27 protein-coding genes and 1 pseudogene are annotated in these 25,680 nt (G+C 42.1%); 17 read left to right on the forward strand and 11 right to left on the reverse strand.

Annotated features, from left to right (window positions below):
* Positions 1-891: 891 nt before the first annotated feature.
* Positions 892-1,461, forward strand: a complete 570-nt coding sequence (locus MgSA37_RS16695; protein WP_157750608.1) for a hypothetical protein — start codon at positions 892-894, stop codon at positions 1,459-1,461.
* 33 nt (positions 1,462-1,494) lie between these two features.
* Here the strand turns inward: MgSA37_RS16695 and MgSA37_RS16700 are convergent, their stop codons facing one another.
* Entirely contained in the window at positions 1,495-2,346 is an 852-nt protein-coding gene (locus MgSA37_RS16700) for a hypothetical protein (RefSeq protein WP_096353502.1), read from the reverse strand.
* Positions 2,347-2,973: 627 nt separating this feature from the next.
* Between MgSA37_RS16700 and tgt the strand changes: the two genes are divergently transcribed.
* From tgt to MgSA37_RS29135, 6 genes are all read left to right on the forward strand, one after another.
* Entirely contained in the window at positions 2,974-4,104 is a 1,131-nt protein-coding gene (gene tgt, locus MgSA37_RS16705; RefSeq protein ID WP_096353503.1) for a tRNA guanosine(34) transglycosylase Tgt, read from the forward strand.
* Positions 4,105-5,211 (forward strand): LptF/LptG family permease, encoded by a 1,107-nt coding sequence (locus MgSA37_RS16710; protein WP_172885333.1) that lies wholly within the window; start codon positions 4,105-4,107, stop codon positions 5,209-5,211.
* Positions 5,211-6,128, forward strand: a complete 918-nt coding sequence (locus tag MgSA37_RS16715) for a DMT family transporter (protein WP_096353505.1) — start codon at positions 5,211-5,213, stop codon at positions 6,126-6,128. The genes MgSA37_RS16710 and MgSA37_RS16715 overlap by 1 nt, the downstream gene beginning before the upstream one ends.
* A gap of 939 nt (positions 6,129-7,067) precedes the next feature.
* The gene (locus MgSA37_RS16725) at positions 7,068-7,346 is read left to right on the forward strand and encodes a hypothetical protein (RefSeq protein WP_096353508.1); all 279 of its coding nucleotides are present in this window, start codon (positions 7,068-7,070) and stop codon (positions 7,344-7,346) included.
* A gap of 3 nt (positions 7,347-7,349) precedes the next feature.
* Positions 7,350-7,862 (forward strand): NAD(P)-dependent oxidoreductase, encoded by a 513-nt coding sequence (locus MgSA37_RS29130; protein ID WP_232010664.1) that lies wholly within the window; start codon positions 7,350-7,352, stop codon positions 7,860-7,862.
* The gene (locus MgSA37_RS29135; RefSeq protein ID WP_232010665.1) at positions 7,799-8,233 is read left to right on the forward strand and encodes an NAD-binding protein; all 435 of its coding nucleotides are present in this window, start codon (positions 7,799-7,801) and stop codon (positions 8,231-8,233) included. Before MgSA37_RS29130 ends, MgSA37_RS29135 begins: the two co-directional genes overlap by 64 nt.
* An 83-nt stretch (positions 8,234-8,316) precedes the next feature.
* On the opposite strand, the gene ispE is transcribed toward MgSA37_RS29135, so the two are convergent.
* Positions 8,317-9,120, reverse strand: a complete 804-nt coding sequence (ispE, locus tag MgSA37_RS16735) for a 4-(cytidine 5'-diphospho)-2-C-methyl-D-erythritol kinase (protein ID WP_096353510.1) — start codon at positions 9,118-9,120, stop codon at positions 8,317-8,319.
* Positions 9,121-9,455: 335 nt separating this feature from the next.
* Here ispE and MgSA37_RS16740 point away from each other — a divergent pair.
* From MgSA37_RS16740 to MgSA37_RS16775, 8 genes and pseudogenes are all read left to right on the forward strand, one after another.
* Positions 9,456-10,281, forward strand: a pseudogene (locus MgSA37_RS16740) (thymidylate synthase).
* Between the two features lie 30 nt (positions 10,282-10,311).
* A complete protein-coding gene (locus MgSA37_RS29140) occupies positions 10,312-10,503 on the forward strand; it encodes a hypothetical protein (protein WP_096353511.1) in 192 nt (63 codons plus the stop codon).
* Complete coding sequence (locus tag MgSA37_RS16750; RefSeq protein ID WP_096353513.1) at positions 10,500-10,880, forward strand: type II toxin-antitoxin system death-on-curing family toxin; 381 nt, start codon at positions 10,500-10,502, stop codon at positions 10,878-10,880. The genes MgSA37_RS29140 and MgSA37_RS16750 overlap by 4 nt, the downstream gene beginning before the upstream one ends.
* A gap of 6 nt (positions 10,881-10,886) precedes the next feature.
* Positions 10,887-11,366, forward strand: a complete 480-nt coding sequence (locus MgSA37_RS16755; RefSeq protein WP_096353514.1) for a dihydrofolate reductase — start codon at positions 10,887-10,889, stop codon at positions 11,364-11,366.
* Positions 11,367-11,632: 266 nt separating this feature from the next.
* Complete coding sequence (secDF, locus tag MgSA37_RS16760) at positions 11,633-14,626, forward strand: protein translocase subunit SecDF (protein WP_096353516.1); 2,994 nt, start codon at positions 11,633-11,635, stop codon at positions 14,624-14,626.
* Positions 14,627-14,709: 83 nt separating this feature from the next.
* Entirely contained in the window at positions 14,710-16,026 is a 1,317-nt protein-coding gene (locus tag MgSA37_RS16765; RefSeq protein ID WP_096357549.1) for an NAD(P)/FAD-dependent oxidoreductase, read from the forward strand.
* A 94-nt stretch (positions 16,027-16,120) separates the two neighbouring features.
* Positions 16,121-16,717, forward strand: coding sequence for a hypothetical protein (locus MgSA37_RS16770; protein ID WP_096353517.1), 597 nt, complete (start codon positions 16,121-16,123; stop codon positions 16,715-16,717).
* Between the two features lie 27 nt (positions 16,718-16,744).
* Positions 16,745-17,587, forward strand: coding sequence for a hydroxymethylglutaryl-CoA lyase (locus MgSA37_RS16775; RefSeq protein ID WP_096353519.1), 843 nt, complete (start codon positions 16,745-16,747; stop codon positions 17,585-17,587).
* Between the two features lie 14 nt (positions 17,588-17,601).
* On the opposite strand, the gene MgSA37_RS16780 is transcribed toward MgSA37_RS16775, so the two are convergent.
* From MgSA37_RS16780 to fbaA, 4 genes are all read right to left on the reverse strand, one after another.
* Positions 17,602-17,814, reverse strand: a complete 213-nt coding sequence (locus MgSA37_RS16780; protein ID WP_096353521.1) for a type II toxin-antitoxin system HicB family antitoxin — start codon at positions 17,812-17,814, stop codon at positions 17,602-17,604.
* Complete coding sequence (locus MgSA37_RS16785; RefSeq protein WP_096353522.1) at positions 17,804-18,064, reverse strand: type II toxin-antitoxin system HicA family toxin; 261 nt, start codon at positions 18,062-18,064, stop codon at positions 17,804-17,806. The genes MgSA37_RS16780 and MgSA37_RS16785 overlap by 11 nt, the downstream gene beginning before the upstream one ends.
* Positions 18,057-18,485 carry a GNAT family N-acetyltransferase gene (locus MgSA37_RS16790; RefSeq protein ID WP_096353524.1) on the reverse strand — a complete coding sequence of 143 codons (429 nt, stop codon included), beginning with the start codon at positions 18,483-18,485 and terminating at the stop codon, positions 18,057-18,059. The genes MgSA37_RS16785 and MgSA37_RS16790 overlap by 8 nt, the downstream gene beginning before the upstream one ends.
* Before the next feature lie 101 nt (positions 18,486-18,586).
* A complete protein-coding gene (gene fbaA / locus MgSA37_RS16795) occupies positions 18,587-19,666 on the reverse strand; it encodes a class II fructose-bisphosphate aldolase (RefSeq protein WP_096353525.1) in 1,080 nt (359 codons plus the stop codon).
* A 313-nt stretch (positions 19,667-19,979) separates the two neighbouring features.
* Here fbaA and accD point away from each other — a divergent pair, with 313 nt between their 5' ends.
* The gene (gene accD, locus MgSA37_RS16800; RefSeq protein WP_096353527.1) at positions 19,980-20,825 is read left to right on the forward strand and encodes an acetyl-CoA carboxylase, carboxyltransferase subunit beta; all 846 of its coding nucleotides are present in this window, start codon (positions 19,980-19,982) and stop codon (positions 20,823-20,825) included.
* A gap of 183 nt (positions 20,826-21,008) precedes the next feature.
* Here the strand turns inward: accD and MgSA37_RS16805 are convergent, their stop codons facing one another.
* From MgSA37_RS16805 to glmM, 4 genes are all read right to left on the reverse strand, one after another.
* The gene (locus tag MgSA37_RS16805) at positions 21,009-21,242 is read right to left on the reverse strand and encodes a hypothetical protein (protein WP_096353528.1); all 234 of its coding nucleotides are present in this window, start codon (positions 21,240-21,242) and stop codon (positions 21,009-21,011) included.
* Between the two features lie 103 nt (positions 21,243-21,345).
* Complete coding sequence (locus MgSA37_RS16810) at positions 21,346-21,642, reverse strand: hypothetical protein (protein ID WP_096353530.1); 297 nt, start codon at positions 21,640-21,642, stop codon at positions 21,346-21,348.
* A gap of 90 nt (positions 21,643-21,732) precedes the next feature.
* Positions 21,733-22,869 carry a cysteine desulfurase family protein gene (locus MgSA37_RS16815; protein WP_096353531.1) on the reverse strand — a complete coding sequence of 379 codons (1,137 nt, stop codon included), beginning with the start codon at positions 22,867-22,869 and terminating at the stop codon, positions 21,733-21,735.
* A gap of 144 nt (positions 22,870-23,013) precedes the next feature.
* Positions 23,014-24,396 carry a phosphoglucosamine mutase gene (glmM, locus tag MgSA37_RS16820; RefSeq protein ID WP_096353533.1) on the reverse strand — a complete coding sequence of 461 codons (1,383 nt, stop codon included), beginning with the start codon at positions 24,394-24,396 and terminating at the stop codon, positions 23,014-23,016.
* A gap of 184 nt (positions 24,397-24,580) precedes the next feature.
* Between glmM and MgSA37_RS16825 the strand changes: the two genes are divergently transcribed.
* Entirely contained in the window at positions 24,581-25,153 is a 573-nt protein-coding gene (locus MgSA37_RS16825; protein WP_096357551.1) for a phosphatase PAP2 family protein, read from the forward strand.
* A 56-nt stretch (positions 25,154-25,209) separates the two neighbouring features.
* Here MgSA37_RS16825 and MgSA37_RS16830 read toward each other — a convergent pair whose 3' ends face one another.
* Positions 25,210-25,659 carry a MarR family winged helix-turn-helix transcriptional regulator gene (locus MgSA37_RS16830; protein WP_096353535.1) on the reverse strand — a complete coding sequence of 150 codons (450 nt, stop codon included), beginning with the start codon at positions 25,657-25,659 and terminating at the stop codon, positions 25,210-25,212.
* Positions 25,660-25,680: the final 21 nt, after the last annotated feature.

Here is a 25,680-nt window from a genome sequence, read left to right on the forward strand (position 1 = left end):
GGAAGGTTGGACGGTTGTATTGTTTTATTGTTGGGAGGTTTTATTGTTGGGAGGTTTTATTGTTTTATTGTTGGGCAGTTATACCCAGCAACCGGCTTTGGACTAAAGACTCAAGACTTTAGACTTTAGACTTAAAACAAGGGCGTTACCCCATTGGTAGAAATGGGGTCGCGTCGTTCGCTCATACGCCAAAGGCCTTAAGCGCGGGCCGGTATCCGCTTCCACCGCTAACGCAAGCGCTGTTAAAGCCATAAATGTCGCCAAATTAAAAGTGGTACCCAAAACGCATTTTGGGTATCATATTTTTGGCCAATTCCGAAGGCTAAACGCGTTTCGGGTACCAATTTTTCGCCCAATTCCGAAGGCTAAACGCGTTTTGGGTACCAATTTTTTGCCCAATTCCGTAGGCTAAACGCGTTTTGGGTGTCAGGGCAAAATCGACGTTTTATTTAATAAAATATTGCTAATCAACAAAATATGAAAAACACGTCAAAGAACAGTTGTAAAAAGCGGAAAAATCACGCTATAATTTTTTATGCTAAAAAAAATGAGAAAGATGTTTTTTGGGATAGACCCCAATATAACGATTTTTTGGGAGATAAGCAAATTTAACCAGGCTGATACGGAAAATTATAGCTCAAAATTATAACAGTAATTATAGCCGATCCCCTTTGCCCCGAACGTTAACGGCTATGCCAAATGGCATGATAAAGCCCGCCAACTAAACAGCAAACTCCCCAACGCATGCTTCATCGTTGACGATACCCTGGAGCGCACCGCAACAGATGCAGAACGAGAAATGGGCATTGATTTGGCGGATAGGTGGATTGGGGGGGGGATATTTTAACTGAGACAAACAAAAATTTGATTTTGATTTTGTTAACTTTCCAAATGATTTTGGATATCAATAATTTTGGCTCTTTTTCGTCGGAAGTTTGGGGTACTGTATCGGAGTGGGCGATGGTTGGAGTTACAAGCTTGACAGCATTTTACTTATTTAAGACGCTCAAATCTCAACAAGACGTTCAGCGCACTCAAAATGAGTTATTTAAAATTGAAAGCTTAAGGTTTAAGGAAAGCATCAAACCAATATTAAAGTATTCCGGATATATTGATAAAGGGAAACTTAGTGATGAAAATAAAAAGATCTTGACAATAGAAGTGATGAACGAAGCAAACAGCACAGCGTTAAATATTTCAAAGATTGTTTCTGAAAATAAACAGACCCATCAAATTTTTATCCCCAAAGGCTTTTCTGATATACGCGATCATTTAGTTAAAGGTGACAGCCCTATAATGTTTCACTTTTTGATTGAGGCCGATTCACGGAAATCTAATTTTCTTGTGTTTAATGTAACTTATCAGGATATTTCAGGAACGAAGTATAAACAAGGAGTTTTTTGCATTTGCGATCACTACGGACTGGAAATCCACCCTTATTTACCGGAAATGGAAATGTAATATCTTATCTAGTAAGTATTTAAGAGATGCGAACTATTGTTTTTTAACAATCCTTTCCAACTCAAAGATGTTCCCACTACCATCGCGACCTTTTAAGTAATTCCAATTATTGTTTATATTAAATTGCAATGTTTTCCAGTTACCGGTTGCTGTTGGTGGAGACATAATTATAACCAACATATTTAAGTTACTTAGATAGTATTGGATATTGTATGTATCAACAGGCTTGTTATTTTTTAAAAAAAACAGGCTTTGGTTGTTTATTTCAATCTTATCTCCAAGTGAGAAATCCTCCACCTCTAAAGTAACGTTTCCATATTGGTAAGTTTTATATTTCCATTCTCCGTACAAGATACTTAAAGAATTATAATTTGTATATTTATCTAACATATCTTTTATGTCATTTTTCTCGCTCTTAATAATTTGTAATTGATGGTTTAAAGTGACGTTTTCCTGATTTGTTAGACTTTCATCACTAATCACCTTAATCAGATTTTCATTTAAAGATTTGTATTTGGACCTTAACTGGATATATTTTTCGACACCAATAGACCCATCCTTCTGAATCTTTAACGTCCAATCGACTCCCCATTTATTAATCCATACACCAAACGCTTGTATAATATTTCTTAAAAAGGGGAAAATAAAAGTGTAAAATAAAGCTATTGCCAAAGGCCATATTAAGTTATTTGTTAAACTGATATTTTTCTCAATCAAATCAAAATAAGACTTATATCCGTCAAGGTTTAAGTCCTTAATTTTATAAAACACAAGGCCAACGACAATACGCCAGTTAGCTACTAACCAAGCGATTAAGAAAGATGAAATTAGCGGACTTGAAAGCCGTTCTCTTAGCTCTTTTAAAAAATCAGATATTTTTTCCAACGGATAAAGTTTTACCGAAGGTAATTAAATCCATTCGTTGTGACAAGTAACCCCTGCTTACAAGTAGCCCTTGATTTGATGTGCAGAGATTGCTTCGTGCCTCGCAATGAGCGGGTGGAGAGTGAACATTGTCTGAACTCGAATTTATAGAATTTAAGAATTTATCGAATTCTGTTAATTCTTTAATTCCATAAATTCCGGTTCAGACAAAAGGCAATGAGCGCGTGGCAATACGCCGCCAAACATCCTACAATCCTTTAACGGCGAAGCCTTCTTGAACGCCATTAAAAACAAACAATATGTGAAAAATCCTACGAATCCGGGTTCAGACAAAAGGACGATGAGCAAACATGTACCCAGTTTGTCATTTCGACGAGGAACGAGGAGAAATCTATACATATGCATTCCAACATGCACGGCGTATAGGCGCATGTATAGATTTCTCTCTATCGAAATGACAAAAGGGGGCTATGCCGAATCAAGCTTACCCTGTCCGCCCGGCCATTTACTGTCGCATCGTGTGACGGACGGACACTAATACAGCAACATACCCATCTGCCTACAAAAAACATTCTTACGGACTTTACTGACTTTTCGGACTTTCGGACTACATTTGCATCCTTAATAATGAAATTCAACTTAACAGCACAGGATCCGCATTCAAAAGCCCGGGCGGGTGAGCTCATCACCGATCACGGCACCATACAAACGCCTATATTTATGCCTGTGGGTACCGCAGGCACGGTAAAAGCCGTTCACCAGCGCGAATTACGGGATGATATTAAAGCACAGATCATCCTGGGCAATACCTACCACCTTTATTTAAGGCCGGGACTGGATACGATTGAAAAAGCCGGTGGCCTGCATAAATTTAACGGCTGGGAGAAGCCGATATTGACCGACAGCGGCGGCTACCAGGTATATTCGCTCACGGATGTGCGTAAAATTAAGGAAGAAGGCGTTACCTTCCGCTCGCATATTGATGGATCGAAACACCTGTTTACGCCGGAAAACGTGATGGATATCCAGCGCATCATCGGCGCCGATATCATCATGGCTTTTGACGAATGTACACCCTACCCCTGCGATTACAACTACGCCAAACGGTCAATCGAGATGACGCACCGCTGGCTAAAACGCTGCTGCGACCGCTTTGACAGTACCGAACCAAAGTATGGTTACAGCCAGACGTTGTTCCCTATTGTGCAGGGCTCGGTGTATAAAGATTTGCGGATACGCTCAGCCGAATTTATCGCATCCATGGACCGCGAAGGCAATGCCATAGGCGGTTTATCTGTTGGCGAACCGGCAGAAGAGATGTACGCCATGACAGAAATTGTTTGCAATATATTACCGGAGCAAAAACCGCGTTATCTAATGGGCGTAGGTACGCCTGTTAACATATTGGAAAATATAGCCCTGGGAATTGATATGTTTGATTGTGTAATGCCGACGCGGAATGCGCGTAACGGCATGCTTTTTACAAAAAACGGTATCATCAACATTAAAAATGAAAAATGGAAGAACGATTTTTCGGCCATTGAAGAAGACAGCGACCTGTTTTCGGATACCGCTTACTCAAAATCGTATTTACGCCATTTAATTCATTCGGGCGAAATGTTGGGCGCACAAATTGCTACCTTGCATAACCTCCATTTTTATTTATGGCTGGTAACCGAAGCACGGAATAAGATCATAGCAGGCGAATTTTATAACTGGAAAAACATCATGGTAAACCGCCTGGGGCAACGACTATAAATGAAGGCATTTTTTTACAGGCATATCAAGGTAATTGACCGGTATATCATCAAAAAATACCTGGGCACTTTTGTATTTACGCTGGGCATCTTCCTGGTGGTAATGGTAATTTTTGATGTTTCCGAGCATTTGGATAACTTCCTCAAATACCATTCTTCCCTGCATGATATTGTTTTTAAATACTATGCCGGGTTTATCCCTTTTTACCTGAATTTCCTGTCGCCGCTCATCAACTTTTTAGCAGTAATTTACTTTACTTCCAAAATGGCCAACCAAACGGAAATTGTGCCGATTTTGAGCGGCAAGGTAAGTTTCAACCGTTTTTTAAGGCCCTATTTTATATGCGCGGGGTTGATATTTACGGTATCCTTTTTAGCCAACATTTTCCTTATTCCCTATACCAATAAGCTGAAGATCTCGTTCGAAAACTCGCATTCTTTTAACGGTGATGATCCAACAAAAAGCGAGGTGCATATCCAGCTGGATAAGCATACCTATGTGTATGTGCAATCGTACGATAACAGCATCCACACCGGCTACCAGTTTGTGATGGAGAAATTTGATGGCGATGATTTAAAGGAAAAACTGGTTGCCAATACCGTAGTTTATGATTCGTTGAAACGTAAATGGACCATTACAGGCTATACCATCAGGTATATTAACGGGTTAAAAGAGAAGTGGGTTGATGGCATCACCAAAAAAATTGATACCGTTTTGGATATGCGCCCAACAGATTTTATTGTATACGATAACCAATTTACCGCCATGTCGACCAGCGACCTGGCCCGGAATATTACCAAGGAAAAGATAAGGGGCACCGGGCAAATCAAAGAAATGCGGTATGATTATGACCAGCGTTTTGTATATCCTTTTTCGGCTTTTGTGCTTACATTGATAGCCGTTTCCATATCGTCAAGAAAGGTGCGCGGAGGGATAGGACTGCCCCTGGGGATCGGTATCTTCCTTTGTTTTACCTATATTGTGGTGGACCGGTTCGCCTTTGTATTTGCCGTTAAAGGCGATATGCCCGCCATCATTGCGGTATGTATCCCGAATGGGATCTTCGGCCTCGTCGGCTTATATTTACTTAAACAAGCACCCAAATAATGCAACCGGCAGGTGCCCAAAAAATAGTAAATAAAAACCTGTTGCTACTGCACGGAACAGTGATCATATGGGGCTTTACAGGCACCCTTGGCAAGCTCATTTCCATACCCGCAACAGGCCTTGTATGGTACCGCGTACTCATCGCATCGGTATCCTTATTACTCTATTTTATCGCCGTAAAAAAGGACTTCAGGGTGAGTAAAATTACCTTGTTAAAGTTTGTTGCCAACGGCGCGCTGGTAGGTGCGCACTGGATATTATTCTTCGCCTCCATCAAATTATCTACCGTTGCGGTAACACTGGTTTGCCTGTCATCCATCACTTTATTCACTGCCATATTTGAGCCGGTCATCAACAAAAAGAAAATTTCGAGGCTCGAAATTATGGCAGGCGTATTGATCATAACAGGCATCATCCTGATCTTTAAATTTGAAACCAATTACACTAAGGGCATCATCGCAGGCTTACTGAGCGCGGTGTTTGCAAGCCTTTTTGCCATCATCAACTCCAAACTGGTGAAGGACCACCAGGCCCCGGTGATTGCATTTTACGAACTATCGGGCGCCTTTTTATGGATCACTATTTACTTATTTGCATCCTCGGGGTTCAACCAAAAAATGGTTCCGGATACTGCCGATATCGGTTACCTGTTTTTGCTGGGCACCATCTGCACCTCCCTTGCCTATGTTGCCGGGGTATACGTTATGCGCGAACTTTCTGCCTTCAGAGTAGCCCTCATCACCAATCTTGAACCCGTGTACGGCATCCTGATCGCCTTCTTTTTCTTTGGCGATCTGAACAAAATGACCGCCGGTTTTTGGGCGGGTGCGGTCATTATTTTATCAACCATACTGCTGTACCCGGTCACCCAAAAGCAGCTCAACAAGCGCAGGCAGCGCAGGATAGCTAAGGCATAGCCGCCAGACCAATCGCTTTACATTCACATTTTCATTCCTGATCCGGCCTGCGATTGATCGCACCTGCAGCATTTCTTCCCCGGGGTAGGGCATGGCGCCACGTCAAATCGAGGCATTTTAAAGCCCTGTAACGAATTTTAACTTTCAATCACACTCCATCATTCCCAACTAAAAAATCGCTCAATTCAGGGGCTTTTTACCTGTCGGTCTAAGTGTATCAAACACAGAAATAAAAAATACTAAAGCATGGTGCTCTTCGGCAAAATACCAGGGAAAATTTCACTGTTTACAACATTTAACGGTTCTTATATGAATTCATCAAGCAACTGTAAATCAAATAAATAATATCTTTATAGAAAGTAATAATTTAACATTATAAAATTATCGGAATTATAAAATGCTAATTTTTTTGGCAAAATAAAATATTTACCGGATTTTTGTATTTTAAGTATCTATTTATCAATTATATAAATTATATTATATCAAGCATTAATTTACATGTAGTATTTTTTGAAAAACTGGCAGGCAAAGTGTACTGGTATGCCTCATTCCGGAAAAATTGAGAATTAAAAATTTTGCGGGGATCGTATACAAAATACTTTTTTGACGAAAAAAACAACCTTCCTGAGCGTGGCAAAACAGGCTCTGGGGCATTCCCGCTTCCCCACTCCTGCCCCCCTGAAATAATTGCATAAAAATTAAAGCCCGGCCCGGAGATGACCTGATGAAAAATGAATTCAAGAATTAACCACACAGCGATTGCCAATCATCCTGAATAGTGTGAGGTACTTTTATTATTGCCGCCTATTGTGCCAGATCCATCCACGACGGGCAGCTACCCTATCCGGGTCAATTTTCAAATTAAAAATACGGCGAGCAATTGTATTTTATTCGTGGGATAAAAAACGGATATTGTACTAAATGTAAAAACGAAATACCATGCGCATTAAAACAATCGTTATTATCCTGATCGCCGTTTTGCTTACCATAGTGATAATGCAAAATACGGACGAGGTTTGGTTCAAGATTTTATTTTTCAAAATCCACGTTTCAAAGCTCAGTGTAATGCTGCTTGTGGCAGTGGTGGCGTTTATTTTGGGATGGCTGGTTGGGCGCCCTAAAAGGGTGATCCGCCTGGGTGACACCATGGGCAGCCACGATCCGGACGACGACGAACCCGGTACACTAAGTAAGGAAGACAGGGAATACATCAACTAACTAATGGATACAAAAATTGGATTTATAGGCCTGGGGCATATGGGTACCCCAATGGCTAAACACCTGCTGAACGCAGGCTATCATTTGCAGGTTTACAATCGCACTTTATCAAAAATTGATGAGTTGGGCGAAGGGGCAATTACCAAATGCAAATCCCCTGCCGATGCTGCCGATGGCGCCTCAATGGTGATTACTATGCTGTCGGAAGACGAGGTGTTAAAAGAAACGGTTTTGGGCGAAAATGGGATTCTGAAAAAACTACCGAAAGGCGCCGTCCATATCTCAATGAGCACTATCGCTCCGGACACCGCGCAGCTGCTGTCAGACGCTCACAAAGCAGCCGGGAACAGCTACCTGGCGTCACCCGTTTTGGCAGACCAGAAGCAGCAGCCGCTAAGAAATTATGGATTTGTGTATCGGGAGACCAGTACGCAAAAGACCTGGCAAAACCAGTGCTGGAAAACCTTGGCCAGGGCATTGTTGATTTTGGCGAAGGTGCGGGCGCCAATGTGGTAAAGATCGCCGGTAATTTTATGATCATGGCATCAATGGAAATGATGGCAGAGGCTTATACCCTGGCAGAGAAAAGCGGTGTGGACCGTTTAAAGGTGGCGGAGTTTTTTGGCGCTACCTTGTTCAATGCTCCCATCTTTCAAAACTACGGAAAGCTCATTGCCAGCAAACAATATGAACCGGTTGGCTTCAAGTCGAAATTAGGCCTCAAGGACGCACGCCTGGCATTTAAATTATCGCAGCAAACAGAAACCCCCATGCCGGTAGTGAACACTGTGCACAACCGCTTATTAAGCGCAGTTGCCAAAGGCTGGGGCGAAACAGATTGGGTAGAAGGCGTAGGACGCGGCGTTTGTGAAGATGCAGGGGTGTAAAGAATTTACGAATTACGAATTCAGATTTACGATTTAAGGTTTTCGCGAAGGCTATTTGCAAATCGTAATTCGTAAATCTAAAATTATAAATCAGTAAACACCTGGTTGTGGCTCTTCAATTCCCCGAGATCCGGTGTTTCATTAAAGATCGCGAAAACGGAAGCACCGCTGCCACTCATGCTGGCGTATATCGCGCCGGCTTCGTACAGGGCAGCCTTCACCCCTCTTATAACCGGGTGGTTTTTAAAAACCGAGATTTCAAAGTCGTTTTTGATGTGCTGCTTCCATTCCGTTACCGGAAGTTCGATCAGTTCCATTAACGATGTTTTTACGGGCGCAGGTTTTACACCTCCGTAAGCTTCTCCTGTTGACACGTGGACCGGTGGCATCACCAGCACAATTTTGTATGCAGAAAGATCAAGTTTGATGGGTTCAAATTCGTCGCCCTTATCGAAAGCGAACACCGGTTTATTTTTGATAAAGAAGGCACAGTCGGCGCCTAGTTGCCTGGCGTAGGCAATCATCCGGTCGTCATTTAACCCCAAACTAAAATAATCATTGAGCAGTTTAATGAAAAAAGCGGCGTCGGCAGAGCCCCCTCCGAGCCCCGCTCCAATTGGAATATGTTTATGCAGGTGAATTTTTATGGGCGGCAGGTCGAAATCTTTTTTGAGCAAATGGTAACCCTTTATGCAAAGGTTATCCTCTACCCTGCCGGGTATTTCTAATCCCGATGACTCAAAACTTAGCTTATCTGATTTAATGATCTCCAGCGCATCGTTTATTTTGATGGGATAGAAAATGGTTTCCAGGTTGTGGTAACCGTCTGGACGGCGCTCCGTAACGTTAAGGCCGATATTTATTTTTGCGTTGGGGAATGATATCATGTGTTGCAAAGGTAGCAACCAATTTATTAATTTCCGTAGGGGCGATCCCTTGTGGTCGCCCCTAATGGGTTATATCATGCTGTTGATTGGGTAACCACAGTAGATCGGGTAACCACAAGGGTTACCCCTACGTTGCAGGCCGTTCAAGAGCCGCCATGTTTAAAACGATTAACAAAGCCCTATTTTTGCACATCGGTAGGATACCAGCATTAGTTTATTTTTATTTGTATTTTCTTAGGTTAAAAATGTTGTAAACGTTATAAAGGTTGCAGAGGTTAATTCTTTCCAACCAATTACAACCTTTACAACTTATTACAACTCTTACAACAACCACCATGAAACAATACCTCGATCTGATGAGCCATGTAATGCAGAACGGCGCGCAAAAGCACGACCGCACCGGCACAGGCACCCTCAGTGTTTTCGGCTACCAGATGCGTTTTAACCTGCAGGAAGGCTTCCCGATGGTGACGACAAAAAAACTGCACCTTAAATCTATTATTCATGAATTGATCTGGTTTTAAGCGGCGATACCAATATCAAATATTTAAAAGATAACGGTGTTCGCATCTGGGACGAGTGGGCAGATGCGGACGGTAACCTCGGCCCTGTTTACGGGTACCAGTGGCGGTCGTGGCCAAAACCGGACGGCGGACACATCGACCAGATCAGCCAGGTAGTAAACCAGATCAAAACCAACCCCGACTCGCGAAGGATGATGGTATCTGCCTGGAACGTTGCAGATGTAAACCAGATGGCTTTGCCGCCATGCCATAGTTTGTTCCAATTTTACGTGGAGCCCCCGCCCCCGGCCCCCTGAAGGGGGAGCAAAAAGGTAAGTTGTCATGTCAGTTGTATCAAAGAAGTGCTGACATATTTTTGGGGGTACCGTTCAACATTGCTTCATACGCACTGCTTACCATGATGATGGCACAGGTATGCGACCTTGACTACGGCGACTTTGTACATACCTTTGGCGATGCCCATATTTACAACAATCACCTGGAACAGGCAACACTACAACTAAGCCGCGAACCAAGGGCATTACCCACCATGAAGATAAACCCTGAGGTGAAAGATATTTTTGCCTTTAAGTTTGAGGATTTTACGTTGGAGAACTATGATCCATGGCCGCATATAAAGGCGGTAGTTGCGGTTTGATGTATTTGATAAGATTTTGTAAATTTGTATATGACAACGATACAATTGAAAACTGAGATACAAAAGAAATTAGATCAAGTTGATGAGGATGTATTACTACAAGATATACTAAGCTATATAGAGCAAGTTCAACATAAATCGCCCAGTCAATTGAAACGATACAAAAATTTCAAAAAGATCCTTGAAGAGGATGATAAACTTTTTGAAAGACTTGCCAAATGATCGATCTGAATGAAGTTTTAGATTTCCACAATGAGCTAATTGATAAACATGGTGGGGCTAACGGAATAAGAGATAAAAACCTGTTGCTTTCTGCGTTGGCCAGGCCCTATATGACTTTCAATCAGCAAGAGTTATATTCCACTCCCTCATTAAAGGCCGCCGCGATTTTTGAAAGCATTGTTATCAATCATCCATTTATGGACGGCAATAAACGCACTGCCTTTTTATTGCTAAGATTAATTTTGCAAGATTATGATTACGATATATCAGCCGGAGAAGATGATAAGTATGAAATGACTATATCGGCGAGTATGGGTAATTTAAGATTTGAAGGGATAGTCAGTTGGATTGAAGAAAGACTTATAATTAACAAATAATAATCAATGATAGTTTCCATCGTCGTCGCTATTTCAGAAAACCATGTTATCGGCAAAGACAATAAATTGCTTTGGTACCTGCCAAACGATTTAAAGCACTTTAAAGAGATCACCAGCGGCCATACCGTGATCATGGGCCGGAAAACCTATGAATCGGTTGGGAAGCCACTTCCCAGGCGCCGGAACATTATCATTACCCGGCAGGCAATTTCGATTGATGGTTGCGAAGTAGTAAATTCCATTGAAGCTGCCCTGGCGTTGTGCGCGGACGAAGAAGAAGTGTTTATTGTTGGCGGCGCCGAGATCTACAAACAGTCGATGCATTTAACCGACCGGATCTATCTTACCATTGTGCACAAAGATTTTGAAGGTGACAGCTTTTTCCCGGAGATAAATAAAAGTGAATGGAAAGAGGTTTCCAGCGAAGACCACCAGCCTGATGAGAAGAATCATTTACCTTACTCTTTTATCACACTTGAACGATGAGGTAAAAGGTGAAAGGCAAAAGGTAAAAGGCAAAACATGCATTGACTAATATTTTATTCGGCGGTAGGCAACGATGAGATGGTTAACATCAGTCAATTTTATGACTGAAATTCAATTAGTTACGAAAAAAAGCTTTCGCCTTTCGCCTTTCACCTTTCACCTTCCCACTTATTTCAATTAAAAATTTCATGCTTACATATTTTTATTAGATTTGCCGTCTTATTTAAAAGGCTTATAAACTAATTAATTACATATTTTGATTCAAAATGCAAGGTAAAGGGGTTGTTAAATTTTTCGCCATATTACTGGCAATCGTATGCTTATACCAGCTTTCATTTACTTGGGTAGCCCATAAAGTTAAGGATGACGCGAAGGTATATGCCAAGGGTGATACTACAAAAGAGAAGGCTTACCTGGATTCTATCGCAACGCAACCGGTATATCCCATACTAAAACACGATTATCAATACGTTAGCCAACGGGCACTTGCCTTAGGGTTGGATCTTGAGGGTGGTATGAGTGTTACCATGCAGATCTCCCTGGATGAGTTGGTTAAAAAGCTATCTAACGATAATACCGATGTTTACTTTAACCAGGCGATAGCACAGGCCAATAAGGATATCATCACCAGCCAGACGGATTACATCACACTTTTTGTGAGTGATTATGAAAAGATAAACCCCCAGGGTAAACTGGCTACTATCTTTTCAACAAAAGACAACCAGGACCGCATTAAATTTAATGCGACCAATAGCGAAGTAGAAACGTACCTGAAAGACAATGCAAAATCTGCTGTTACACAGTCCTTCACTATCCTGAACACCCGTATCGACCAGTTTGGGGTTGCTAATGCCAACATTCAGCAAACCAGTGCCGATCGGATCCTGATTGAATTGCCAGGCGTTAAAGAGCCGGAACGTGTTCGCAAGCTTTTGTCAGGAACTGCAAAAATGGAGTTCTACCAAACTTATGACAACAGCCAGGTTACGCCGCTGCTATCAAATTTAAACAGCATCATCGCTGCTGAAAATAAAGCAAGCAAAAAAGACACCGCAAAAACAGCCGCTGCTGCAAAAACGGATACAACTAAAAAGTTAGCCTCGGCAAAAGCTGATACAACTAAAGAAAAAGGCGCTTTGGCTTTATTAAATAAAGTTCAAAAAAGCGGGGCCAAAGATACTTCATCATTGAGCAGTAAAACTAAGGGCAGCGACCTGTACCCATTATTCGATGTTTTAAAACCGATGATGTACCAGGGGCAAAACGGACAAACTGAAATAGCACCGGGTCCTGTTGTCGGTCGTGCCGATGTAAAAGATACGGCTAAGGTTGACAAATACCTGCGCAGCGTAGCTGTTAAGTCGGCTATTCCGCAAAGCATGAAATTTCTTTGGGGTGTAAAGCCGATGGCCAAAACCAAAACGTTTGAGCTTTATGCAGTAAAACTGGTGGGCGCCAACAATGGCCCTGTTTTAACAGGCGAGGTGATCACAGATGCATTCAAAGATGTTGACCAGAAAGGCAGCCCGGAAGTGCGCATGATCATGAACTCTGACGGTGCCGAAAAATGGAGCGAGATAACCACTGAAGCTTGTAAAGACCCCAACAATCACCAATCTATTGCGATTGTACTGGATGATAACGTATATTCTGCACCCCGTGTAGATAATCCTATCCCCGGCGGAGTTTCCTCTATCTCAGGTAATTTTACTACCGAAGAAGCAGGAGATTTAGCCAACGTATTAAAAGCAGGCCGCTTACCTGCGCCGGCGCACATTGTTGCCGAAGCAGTTGTAGGCCCGTCATTAGGTAAAGAAGCTGTAAACGCAGGTTTATTATCAAACATTGTAGGTTTACTGGTAGTAATGGTGTTTATGATCGCCTACTACAACCGTGCAGGTACCGTTGCTGTTGTTGCGGTATTAATCAACATCTTCTTCCTGATGGGTGTTTTAACCAGCCTTGGCGCAGTGTTAACCATGCCTGGCGTTGCAGGTATCGTACTAACCTTTGGTTTATCGGTAGATGCCAACGTACTGATCTATGAGCGTGTACGTGAAGAGCTGGCGCTGGGTAAATCGCTCAAAATAGCCGTTGCCGATGGCTTTAAACATGCATTATCGTCCATCCTCGATTCAAACATCAGTACCTTCCTTACCGGTTTGATCCTTTATGTATTCGGAACAGGAACTATCCAGGGTTTTGCAATCACCTTAATGATCGGTATCATCACTTCACTATTCTGTTCATTACTGATCTCGAGGATCATCCTTGAGTATATGATAGAAAAAGGCTGGGATGTTAAATTTTCCAATCCATGGAGTTCACATACCTTTAAAAACGCAAATTACGCTTTCGTAAAAAACCGTTTTAAATATTATATCTTCTCTGGTTCTTTTATTTTACTGGGTATAGGATCAATGGTAACCAGGGGCTTCAACTACGGCGTTGACTTTGTGGGTGGCCGTACTTACGTCATCAGGTTTGATGATAAAAACGTTGGTGTGGAACAGGTTCGTACCATCATTGATAAAAACTTTGGCTCGGGTAACGAGGTTAAAACCTTCGGTTCTGACATAAGCGTTACCACTAAATACGACATCAATGATAATGCGCCTGACGCGGACGCAAAAGTGGAGACAGCGGTGATTAAAGCACTTGATTCAACCCCGCAAACCCATATTACTGCGGCAAATATCAGGAGCCAGCAAAAGGTTGCGCCGACGATTGCCAACGGATTAAAGAAATCTGCAACTTTAACAGTGTTATTCGCCATCATCATCATTTCGGGTTACATATTTATCCGGTTCCGTAAATGGCAATTCAGTTTGGGCGCTATGATAGCAACCGCGCACGATGCGTTGATGGTATTATCGTTCTTCTCTATATTTAAAGATGTGCTGCCATTTTCGCTGGATATCGACCAATCCTTTATTGCGGCGATATTGACGGTAATAGGTTATTCTATCAATGATACAGTGGTTGTATTTGACCGTATCCGCGAATTCCTTAACCTGCACCATGCCAAAACTGATGATCCGAAAGCGGTTATCAACGATGCTATCAATAACACCCTAAGCCGTACTATTATAACTGCGCTTACCGTGCTAATGATATTGTTGGTATTATTCATCTTTGGTGGTGATGTTATCCGTGGCTTCTCTTTCGCCTTGCTGATCGGGGTATGTTTCGGTACTTACTCTTCTATTTGCGTGGCTACACCGGTTATCATCGATTTCGGTAAGAAAGATCTCAGATAGAAAAAATCAAAAATTTATATCAAGGCCCCAAAGAACATTTGGGGCCTTTTTTGTTTTATCCTATCAGATCAAAACAAAAAGATATGAATTTAAAAGATGGATCAAAGTTCCCAAGAGTAGTTATCATAGGCGGCGGCTTTGGCGGCCTGCAGGTTGCTAAAAAGCTGGGAGATAAACCGGTTGAAGTTTTAATGGTTGATAAACACAACTACCACACGTTTCAACCACTGCTTTACCAGGTAGCGACCGGCAGCCTTGAAGCCGACTCCATAGCATTTTCATTAAGAAAAAACTTTTCGGATCAAAAAAACTTCCGGTACAGGAATGCTGAAGTAACTAAGATAAACCCAGAAAAAAACACCATTGATACCACTATTGGCGAATTACCTTACGATTACCTGGTAATAGCTACCGGCTCAACCACCAATTTTTTCGGCAATAAGGATATCGAGCATTTTGCTATGCCCATGAAATCTATTCCCGAAGCGCTTAACCTGCGTTCGCTCATCCTGCAAAATATTGAGGAAGCGGTTTTGCTTAACACAAAGGAGGATAGGGAACCCTATCTTAATTTTGTACTGGTGGGCGCAGGCCCAACGGGCGTTGAACTTGCCGGTGCACTTGCTGAGCTGCGCAATAACATCCTAACCTGCGATTACCCCGAGTTAGAAAAAGAACATATGAGCGTTTACCTGGTTGATTTTTTACCGCGGGTACTGGGCGCAATGTCTCAGGAAGCCTCAAAAGGCGCAACTGATTTTTTAACCAAAATGGGCGTTGACGTACTCACAGGGGTAAAGGTAGAGAGTTATGACGGCTCCGTGATTAAATTTGAAGGTGGCAGAAGCATACGGACCAAAAACGTGATATGGTCTGCTGGAGTAATGGGCGTTGTGCCAGCGGGGATAAATAAAAATATTATTGAAAGGGGCAACAGGATCAGGACGGACAGTGTTTGCAGGGTTGCCGGCTTTTCGAATGTTTTTGCCATTGGCGACGTTGCCGCCATGATTACCGATGAAACGCCTAAGGGACACCCGGGTGTAGCACAGGTGGCGATACAAATGGGTAACCACACAGCTAAAACCATTATACAGCTCATCAATAATGAACCAACAGAGCCATTCAAATATTTCGATAAGGGATCATTAGCCACCATAGGCAGGAACAAAGCGGTAGCCGACCTCGGTAAACTTAAGTTCCAGGGTTTTTTTGCCTGGATGATCTGGATGTTCGTGCACCTGATTTCCCTTTTGGGATTCCGTAATAAGATCGTAGTTTTTATAAACTGGGTGGGTAGTTATCTTACCTATAACGGGGGAGCACGGTTGATCATCAGGCGCTATGTAACGGAAGCAATACCCGAAAAAACAGCCTATTTGCCAAAAACAGATGGATAGGCTGTGCCCGTTTTGCATTTATTAGCGATATTTGATTCCGTGAGTGCCGTTTCTGCACAATCTGTTATATTCGTCCAATAATCGCTACCGTATCATGAAAAATTTAATCTTTTGTTTTGCGCTTGTAATGTTTGCAATAACATCGGTTTTTGCTGAAAATATTACTAATTCCAATACGTCCGTCAGCCCCGATTCCGTTAAATTGACGATTGAAGGCAATTATGCCTTTTACCAGGGTAAGGTAAAAGTGGATAGCCTCCCTGAAGGCCTGATGTATATCAGGGCGGTACAGTTTATGGCTGCAAAAAACTTCCAGCAAAACTATGGCTACCAGGAAGAAGGGAAAATGATTTACTTCACCACCCAGGACCTTAATGTGAACGCTGTTTATGTGGGCGACGATGACGATGCCCTGAATCCCTACACCGTTCAGTTTTCAATAACCCTTGACCTGAAAAATGGAAGCTACCGGTATACTATTAATAATGTTGTATTTTTTCGCCCCGAGGGTAATGGCAATAAAAGAGAAACGCTGTTTGATATGTACCTTAAAGCAACCAATACCAATTCACGACGAATAGCAAAGGATGCACGAAAACTGCTCGATTCCTTCGAAAAATATTTAAATGCGCTTACCGGCGAATTATATGACGGGATTGAACAAAAACCCTCGATATATTCAAAATTCTAAATCGAAATAAATTAAATGCTCCCAAAAATGCAGATCACTGAATGCCCGCGTGATGCCATGCAGGGTATTCACCGGTTCATTCCGACTGAAATAAAGGCTGCTTATATCAATTTACTGCTTCAGGTGGGCTTTGATACAATTGATTTCGGAAGTTTTGTTTCCGCTAAGGCCATACCGCAGATGCAGGATACCACCGGGGTGATGCGAAAACTTGATTTGAACAACTCAAGGTCGAAATTGCTTGCCATAGTTGCCAACTACCGCGGTGCAGAAGAAGCTGCGCAGCATCCCGAAATAAGCTACCTGGGCTTCCCATTTTCCATATCCGAAACATTTCAGCAACGCAACGCCAATTCGGGAATTGATAAAGCTTTTCAAACTGTACAAAACATACAGGAACTATGCGGTAAAACAAATAAAAAACTGCGGATTTATTTATCGATGGGTTTTGGGAACCCTTATGGGGATGAATGGAGCATTGAAATCCTTTTAAAGTGGACAGAAAAGCTAATTGCTTTAGGTATCGGGCATATCTATGCCGCAGATACTATCGGCATCGCCACGCCCCCACAAATCGCCGAAATAATGCAAAACCTGAATGGATTTACCAATATGCAGTTCGGGATGCACCTGCATTCAACGCCTGATACCTGGAAAGAAAAAGTCGAAGCTGCTTATAACAACGGTTGCCGAATGTTTGACACTGCGCTTAAAGGGTATGGCGGCTGCCCGATGGCCAAAGACGAGCTTACAGGCAATATTGCAACCGAAAACCTGATTGGATACCTTAAATCTCAAAACGAGCACCTTGAGCTTAATTTGGATAAACTCAGTGAAGCAATGGAATATTCGGGGAAGGTGTTTGGGTGATTAAGAAGGCCTGATTAAGCGTACATTAATTTCCCTTTTGGTAAAGGAATCTCTCTCCCTAAATCCTTTGCAGTTTGTATCCACTGCTCTATGACAACTTCAATGTTTACCAGCGCTTCCGTATAGTCAGATCCATCAGCCATACAACCTGAAAGTTCAGGGACTTCGGCGATCACAGCATTATCCTCTTTACTCCAATACAAAATTATTTCATATTTATTTTCCATCGGTAATCATTTTATATTTTAAAATAATTTGCCTTACTTGCTTAACCTGATAAGGTTTCGCTTTGCCCCCTATTGGTTGTATATTGATAATTTCTTCTATTCCATCTTTATAAAATATCCTATGGCTTCCTCCGGTCGTCCTTTCTATAAAATCAAAATGATATAAAATATTTCTTAAATCATCAAAGCTAAAATTGTTATCCGCATTGCCGGATAATAATTTCAATTGCAGCTTTTCAAATTTACCCATTTTTTATCATTTTAAAGTGCCTTATCCCCGCTTCTTCAAATTCATCGCCAATTTTTACGAAGTTGAATTTTTCATAAAGCGGCACAGCCTGTATTTGGGCGTGCATATAAACATAGGCAGCATCGGTCGGAAGATCAGCTAAAACAGCTTTTACCAGCTCCTGCCCTACGCCTTTTCCGCGAAACTTTGCCAATACGGCAAAACGTTCAAGCTTATACCCTTTGTCAGTTTTGCGCCAGCGGCAGGCCCCGGCAGGTTCGCCGTCAACAGTAGCCAAAAAATGGGTGGATTCATCTTCAAACTCCCATTCCAGTTCGGGCGGGCAGTTCTGCTCAACAACAAATACCTCCCTGCGTATAGCAAAAACATTTTCCAGGTCGGCCGGGGCAGTTACTCTGCTTACTTGTGTCGTATGTTGCATGTTCAGAAAAGTGAATGGTTGATTAAGTTGACTTGGAGAGGGGTTGCATCATTTACAACTCAATCAACCTAATCCAACTCAATCAACCAAAAACTAATTTATTATAACTTATCGTTCACGTTAAGGCAATTCAAATCGCCAAAGGCAACTGTTAATCGCTTAACAAACGTTTCTTCGCCTTTGCGTAACCAAACGCGCGGATCGTAATATTTTTTATTCGGTGAATCTTCGCCCTCAGGGTTACCGATCTGGCTTTGCAGGTAAGCTTCTTTTGATTTATAATAATCTTTTATGCCTTCCCAGTATGCCCATTGCATATCGGTATCGATATTCATTTTGATGGCACCGTAAGAAATTGCTTCCCTGATCTCTTCCTGGCTTGAGCCCGAACCACCGTGGAATACGAAATTGATGGGCTTTTCTGCATCAAGGTTGAATTTTTTCTTTACATATTCCTGCGAATTGTGCAAAATTACCGGTTGAAGCTTTACGTTGCCTGGTTTGTAAACACCATGAACGTTACCAAATGCAGCTGCAACGGTAAAACGATGGCTTACTTTTGATAGTTCTTCGTATGAGTAGGCAACATCTTCAGGCTGGGTATATAAACGGGAGCTGTCAACATCTGAATTATCAACGCCGTCTTCTTCGCCGCCGGTAACGCCTAATTCAATCTCCAGTGTCATTCCCATTTTTGCCATACGGGCAAGGTATTTGGCAGAGATTTCGATATTTTCGTGTAAAGGCTCTTCTGAAAGGTCGAGCATATGCGATGAAAATAAAGGCTTTCCGGTTTCAGCAAAAAACTTTTCGCCATAATCAAGCAAACCATCTATCCACGGTAAAAACTTCATAGCAGCGTGGTCAGTGTGCAATATAACAGCGATACCATAATGTTCAGCCAAAAGATGAACGTGCCTGGCAGCCGATACTGCACCCAAAATACAAGCCTGTAGTTTCGAATTATCTAACGATTTGCCCGCATAAAACTGCGCGCCACCATTTGATAACTGGATAATTACCGGTGAATTAACTGCTTTTGCAGTTTCCATAACCGCGTTGATGGTATTTGTACCAATAACGTTTACAGCCGGCAAAGCAAACTGGTGCTTTTTTGCGGCCTCAAATAGCTCTTGCACCTGTTCGCCGTGAAGAACTCCTTTTATATTTTTTAAACTCATTTAGCTTTAAATTGCGTTTGCGAATTTAGCTAATTATCTGATTACGAAAACAAATAGTTCACATTTTAGAGTTTTACGATTTAGCCCCGTCAAATTGCACTAAGTAGCAAAAACAAAGCTTAAAATAACCCTAAAATTTTAATATTGATAATTCAGTCCGAAAGTCGGGAAAGTCAGAAAGTCCGAAAGAAATAGCACCATTTGTTTAAACCCAAAGAGACCTACTGATCTTTCCCCACTTTCGGACTAAAAATAACCTCATATCTAAAATATTTCGTTTCTTTGTATCCAATTGAAAGAGTTAGACATTGATATGGCTTGGTTTAAACGTGAAATCAAAGGGATAATTACGACCACTGAGGAAAAGAAAGAAACCCCTGACGGAATCTGGAATAAATGCCCCGAATGTAAAAAACCTCTTCACTATTCTGAGCAGGTTGAAAATCAATATGTATGCCACTATTGCGGCTATCATATGCGCATCGGCTCCAAGGAGTACTTCTCGATATTGTTTGACAATAACGAGTTTACTGAACTGGATGCAAACCTGATATCGGGCGATCCGCTCCATTTTGAAGACACTAAAAAATACACCGAACGCCTGGTGGAAACCATGAAAAAAACCGGCTTGAAAGATGCTATCCGCTCCGCACACGGAACGATGGGCGGTCAGCCATTGGTTATTGCCTGCATGGATTTTAACTTCATAGGCGGTTCAATGGGATCCGTTGTTGGCGAAAAAATTGCGCGTTGTATTGATTACAGTATTGAGCACAGAGTGCCCTTTTTAATGATTTCCAAATCTGGCGGCGCCAGGATGATGGAAGCGGCCTTTTCGTTAATGCAAATGGCTAAAACTTCGGCTAAACTGGCTTTACTGGCACAGGCTAAGATTCCTTATATCTCTTTATTAACTGACCCTACAACCGGTGGGGTTACTGCTTCTTATGCCATGCTGGGCGATATCAATATCGCTGAACCCGGTTCATTAATTGGTTTTGCCGGCCCAAGGGTTATTAAAGAAACCATTAAGAAAGATTTACCCAAAGGTTTCCAAACCGCTGAATTCGTTCAGGAACATGGTTTCCTTGACTTTATAGTCGATCGCAGGGAAATGAAGGAACGGCTATCTTCGTTTTTGAAGATGATGGTGAGTTAGAGATTAGTTAATTAGTGATCAGAGATTAGAGTTTGGCCCTGCCAAAAGAGCATTCAGCGCTTGTTTTTCTCTCTATATAACTTAGATTATTTTTGTCGGGACCTCAATTGCAGCGTCTTTCGGACTTCCAGACTTTACTGACTTCCGTACTAATCTCTAACCTCCAATTAAACAATCTCTAATTTACTTAAAAACACCGGCAACCGAACTGGTGTCTCCGTCAGCGCCTTCGCTCAATTTATCATAATTGGGTCCGTTAACGGTTTTTTTACCGCCTTTGTAGTTTTTTGAACGTCCATCTGTTGCCACATATGCACCGTTTTCGTCCGTCTTGTTGATTTTACTTGCATCTTCTTCAGATGTGTGCTCAGTTTCCGGCTGCCCCTTGTTTACTGACTCATTTTCGTATATTTTCATAATCGGGTATTTTTAAATAAATATCGACAGAAAGGTCATCGGTAGCGATCACCTTTCTGTCGTAAAACATAAGTTTGTTTAATTGAAATTTAACACCCTGTGGTTACCCTTCGGTACCTGGCTCATGACCAATCATTCGGCCCGTAGTGCGGCCCTGTTTACGGCTTACAAAATCAGTTTTTGCATTGCCGTATGATGGAAATTCATGTGGACGTGGCGGAGTAACGTCTATTTGCTCACTGTAGGAGGCATCGTTACCGCCCTGTTGCTCCTGTAACTCAGTTTGATGAGGGTAGCCAGAACCTTCCTGGTGCGACTGTCTTTCGCCGGGATTTTCTTGAGGAATATCATTTCCTTTACGTTCCTTGTTTTTCCGCGAATTTTTATTACTTGATTCCATTGTTTTATTAATTTATAATTAATCAAACAACAAAATTCATGCCTATTTTTAATTTATACAAAAAAATGGTAGTAAAGTATCTTTAATCAACTATGCATTTACCAAACAAAGTTCGCGTAATTTGGCGACGGTAAAATCAATTTCCTCTTTGGTGTTGTATTTCGAAAAAGAAAACCTTACCGAGGGCCTGGACGGGTTTGCCCCAATAGCGCCAAGAACATGCGACCCAATGTCTGTACCTGAACTACAGGCACTGCCCCCTGATGCCGAAATTCCGGCAATATCAAGGTTAAATAGTAGCATATCGGCCATTTCCATTTCGGGGAAGGAAACATTCAGCACGGTATATAAACTTTTAGCAGGGTCAGTTTCGCCGTTAAAGCTGATGCCCGGCACATTTTCGGTCAACTGGTTGATCATATAGGTTTTTAAGCCCTGGATATGGTCCTGGTGCTGTCCCATTTCAGCGTACGCTATTTCAAGCGCCTTAGCCAGGCCTACAATGCCGTAAAGGTTCTCGGTCCCGCCACGCATGTTACGTTCCTGCGAGCCGCCGTAAATCATTGGTTTTATCTTAATCTTATGGTTCACATGCAAAAACCCTACACCTTTAGGGCCATGCAGCTTATGGGCAGCACATACCATAAAATGCAGCTTTAGCTTGCTCAGGTCGTGGGCATAGTGGCCCATGGTCTGTACCGTGTCGCAATGGAAAACTGCGTTATATTGCTCACAAATATCCCCTACGCGGGCTATATCAGTCAGCGTACCTATTTCATTATTGGCGTGCATCAAGGACACAAAACTACGCTCATTATCCTGGAGTAATGTTTCCAGTTGCTGCAGGTCAATATTGCCCCTGCTGTCGGTATCAACAAAACTTAGCTTAATAATTCCATTTTTTTGCATAGCTTCCAGCGTATGGATAACTGCATGGTGTTCCAAACGGCTGGTAATAGCGTGCTTAATTTGTTTGTCGATAATACCACAGCGTATCGCGGTATTATCCGCCTCGGTGCCGCCGCTGGTAAAAAATATTTCAGCCGGAGAACAATGTAACAGGTTAGCGATGGTCTTACGCGACCTTTCAATCAAAGTCCTTGCCTCCCGGCCATGACCGTGTATCGAAGACGGGTTACCATAAGTATTTTCCATTACCGCATACATTTGCTTCAATACTTCGGCATCAAGCGGTGTGGTAGCGGCATTATCTAAATAAACACGCATTTTGTAGTTTTTAGTCCGAAAGTCGGAAAGCCCGAAAGTCCGGAAGATGATTTTACATATCTTAGTTATTAGTGGGTAGATCTTATAGCCTTTATTCGCCCGTTCTTTTTACTTTCGGACTTTACTGACTTCCGGACTTTCCGACTAATTTAATATCTCTTTTATATCGGCTATAATCTTATTAGCTAAGTTATTCGCCACTGTTTCTGAATTACCTTCAGAGTAGATCCGGATAATAGGCTCTGTATTTGACCTCCGCAAATGTACCCATTCTTTATCAAATTCTATTTTCAAGCCGTCAATAGTGCTGTATGGTTGTTTTTTGTATTTGTCTTCCACTTTTAGCAGCAGGGCATCAATATCCATGTCAGGTGTGAGGGTGATCTTGTTTTTGGAAATGAAATATCCCGGGTAGGTGCTTCTTAAATTTGAAACAGATCTGCCAAACTTTGCCAGGTGGGTAAGAAATAAGGCAATACCAACAAGCGCGTCCCGGCCATAATGTAATTCAGGATAGATCACTCCCCCATTACCTTCGCCGCCAATAATGGCATTCACTTCCTTCATTTTAGTAACCACATTCACTTCGCCTACCGCTGCAGCATGGTATTCACAACCCGCTTTTTCGGTAACATCGCGCAACGCGCGGGTGGATGACAAGTTGGATACCGTATTGCCAGGGGTATGCTTTAATACGTAATCAGCAACGGCAACCAGCGTATATTCCTCGCCAAACATATTGCCATCCTCGCAAACAAAACAAAGGCGGTCAACGTCTGGGTCGACCGCTATACCCAGATCGGCCCTCTTTTGCAGCACCTCTTTTGATAGCGCGGTAAGGTTTTCGGGCAAAGGCTCCGGGTTATGCGGAAAAATACCATCAGGTTCGCAAAACAGTTCATAAACGGTTTTAACACCCAAAGCCTTTAATAAAGCCGGAACAAATATCCCACCGGTTGAGTTAACGCAATCAATAACAATTTTAAAGTCAGCTTTTGCAATGGCTTCAACATCAACCAGCGGCAAAGCAAGGATCTGATCGATATGCTCTTTAAGATAATTTTTATCAGTATAAACCTTTCCAAGGTCGTTTACTTCAGCGTATTTAAAATCACTGTTTTCGGCAATTTCAAGTACCGCTTTGCCTTCCGCATCATTTATAAATTCGCCATCAGCATTCAAAAGCTTAAGCGCGTTCCATTGTTTTGGATTATGGCTGGCAGTTAAAATAATGCCGCCTGCAGCTTTTTCTGCCGGTACAGCTATTTCAACGGTTGGTGTGGTTGAAAGGCCAAGGTCAATAACATCTATTCCTAAACCCTGTAAAGTGCCTATCACCAGGTTGTTTACCATGTCGCCCGAAATGCGGGCATCGCGGCCAAGAACAATTTTTTTTATACCTGTTTTGTTTATAGCCCAGGTGCCATAAGCCGAAGTAAATTTCACAATATCCAACGGGGTTAAGCCTTCACCCACTGTACCACCGATGGTACCCCTAATGCCCGAGATTGATTTAATTAATGTCAAAGCGTAAATGTTTTATACCGCAAAAATAAAAATATTTAACCGAAGCAACATATAAGTTGCATTGTTTTAGGCCGCTATTTATTATTTATATTTGGCGCTGTTTAATGTATATTTTCTTTTTTTCTGTTACTTACAACGTTTTGACACCAGCATAGCTGATTGTTTAAAAAATATTAAAAAAACAATGCCTGATTTTCTTTTGCAGCTTGACCGGCATTTATTTTATTTCATTAACCACGACCTGGCAAACCCTTTTTTCGATTGGATAATGCCATGGCTGCGCAATCCTCCAACCTGGATACCGCTTTATATTTTCATTATTGCATTTTGTATATGGAAGTATAAAAAAACCGGTCTTATCATTGTCGTCTTAATGGCGCTGTCGGCAGGATTTGCCGACTTTACCAGCGCCCGCATAGTTAAGCCGCTTGTGCACCGGCTTCGCCCCTGCCAGGATCCGATTGTATCAAAAACCGATATCTTGCGGGTACCTTGTGGCACGGGCCTCAGCTTCCCTTCTACCCATGCCACAGACCATTTCGCAATGGCATTTTTTATTATCTTGTTGTTTTGTAAAAAATGGCGATGGATTTGGTTTTGGGGAATTTTATGGGCTGGCTTAATATCGTTTGCCCAGGTGTACGTGGGCGTGCACTTCCCTATAGATGTTTTTTGCGGGGCTATTTATGGAGCGTTCGTGGGATGGCTTTTTGCAATGTTGTTTAAGAAATTGCAGCCAGATTTCAACCTGTTATAATTCTATCACCCGAAATAAAAAGTCGTAATTCGTAATTCTAAATTCGTAAATCACCATCATCCTCTTAATTTATCCAGCAAATCGCTTAAATGGGTAGCTTCTTCTTCGGTAAGGTTTTTTTGCAGGTAATCCTTCGCTTTGAATTCTTCGTCCATCGTATTCAAGATTTCGAGCCCGGTATCGCTTATACGTATATCAACTGCACGGCGATCCTTATTATTGGTACAGCGCGATACAAAGCCTTTTTGAACCAGCCGATCAACAATACGCGATGCATCCGACATCTTATCAATCATGCGCTCCTTTAATAAATTTATGGTAGCGGGGTTTGGGTATTGCCCGCGAAGAATCCTCAATATATTAAATTGCTGTTGTGTAAGGTTATGCTTTTCGAATTTACAGCGAAATAAATTGCTCAACCAGCCTTCTGTATAGGCTATATTGATAACCAGTTTATGGTAGTTATCTTCAAATTTGTTGCTTTGTATTTCGTCGTCTATCTTCATAACATATAGCCCCTATACTGC

It is taken from the genome of Mucilaginibacter gotjawali (genome assembly GCF_002355435.1).
GTDB lineage: Bacteria > Bacteroidota > Bacteroidia > Sphingobacteriales > Sphingobacteriaceae > Mucilaginibacter > Mucilaginibacter gotjawali.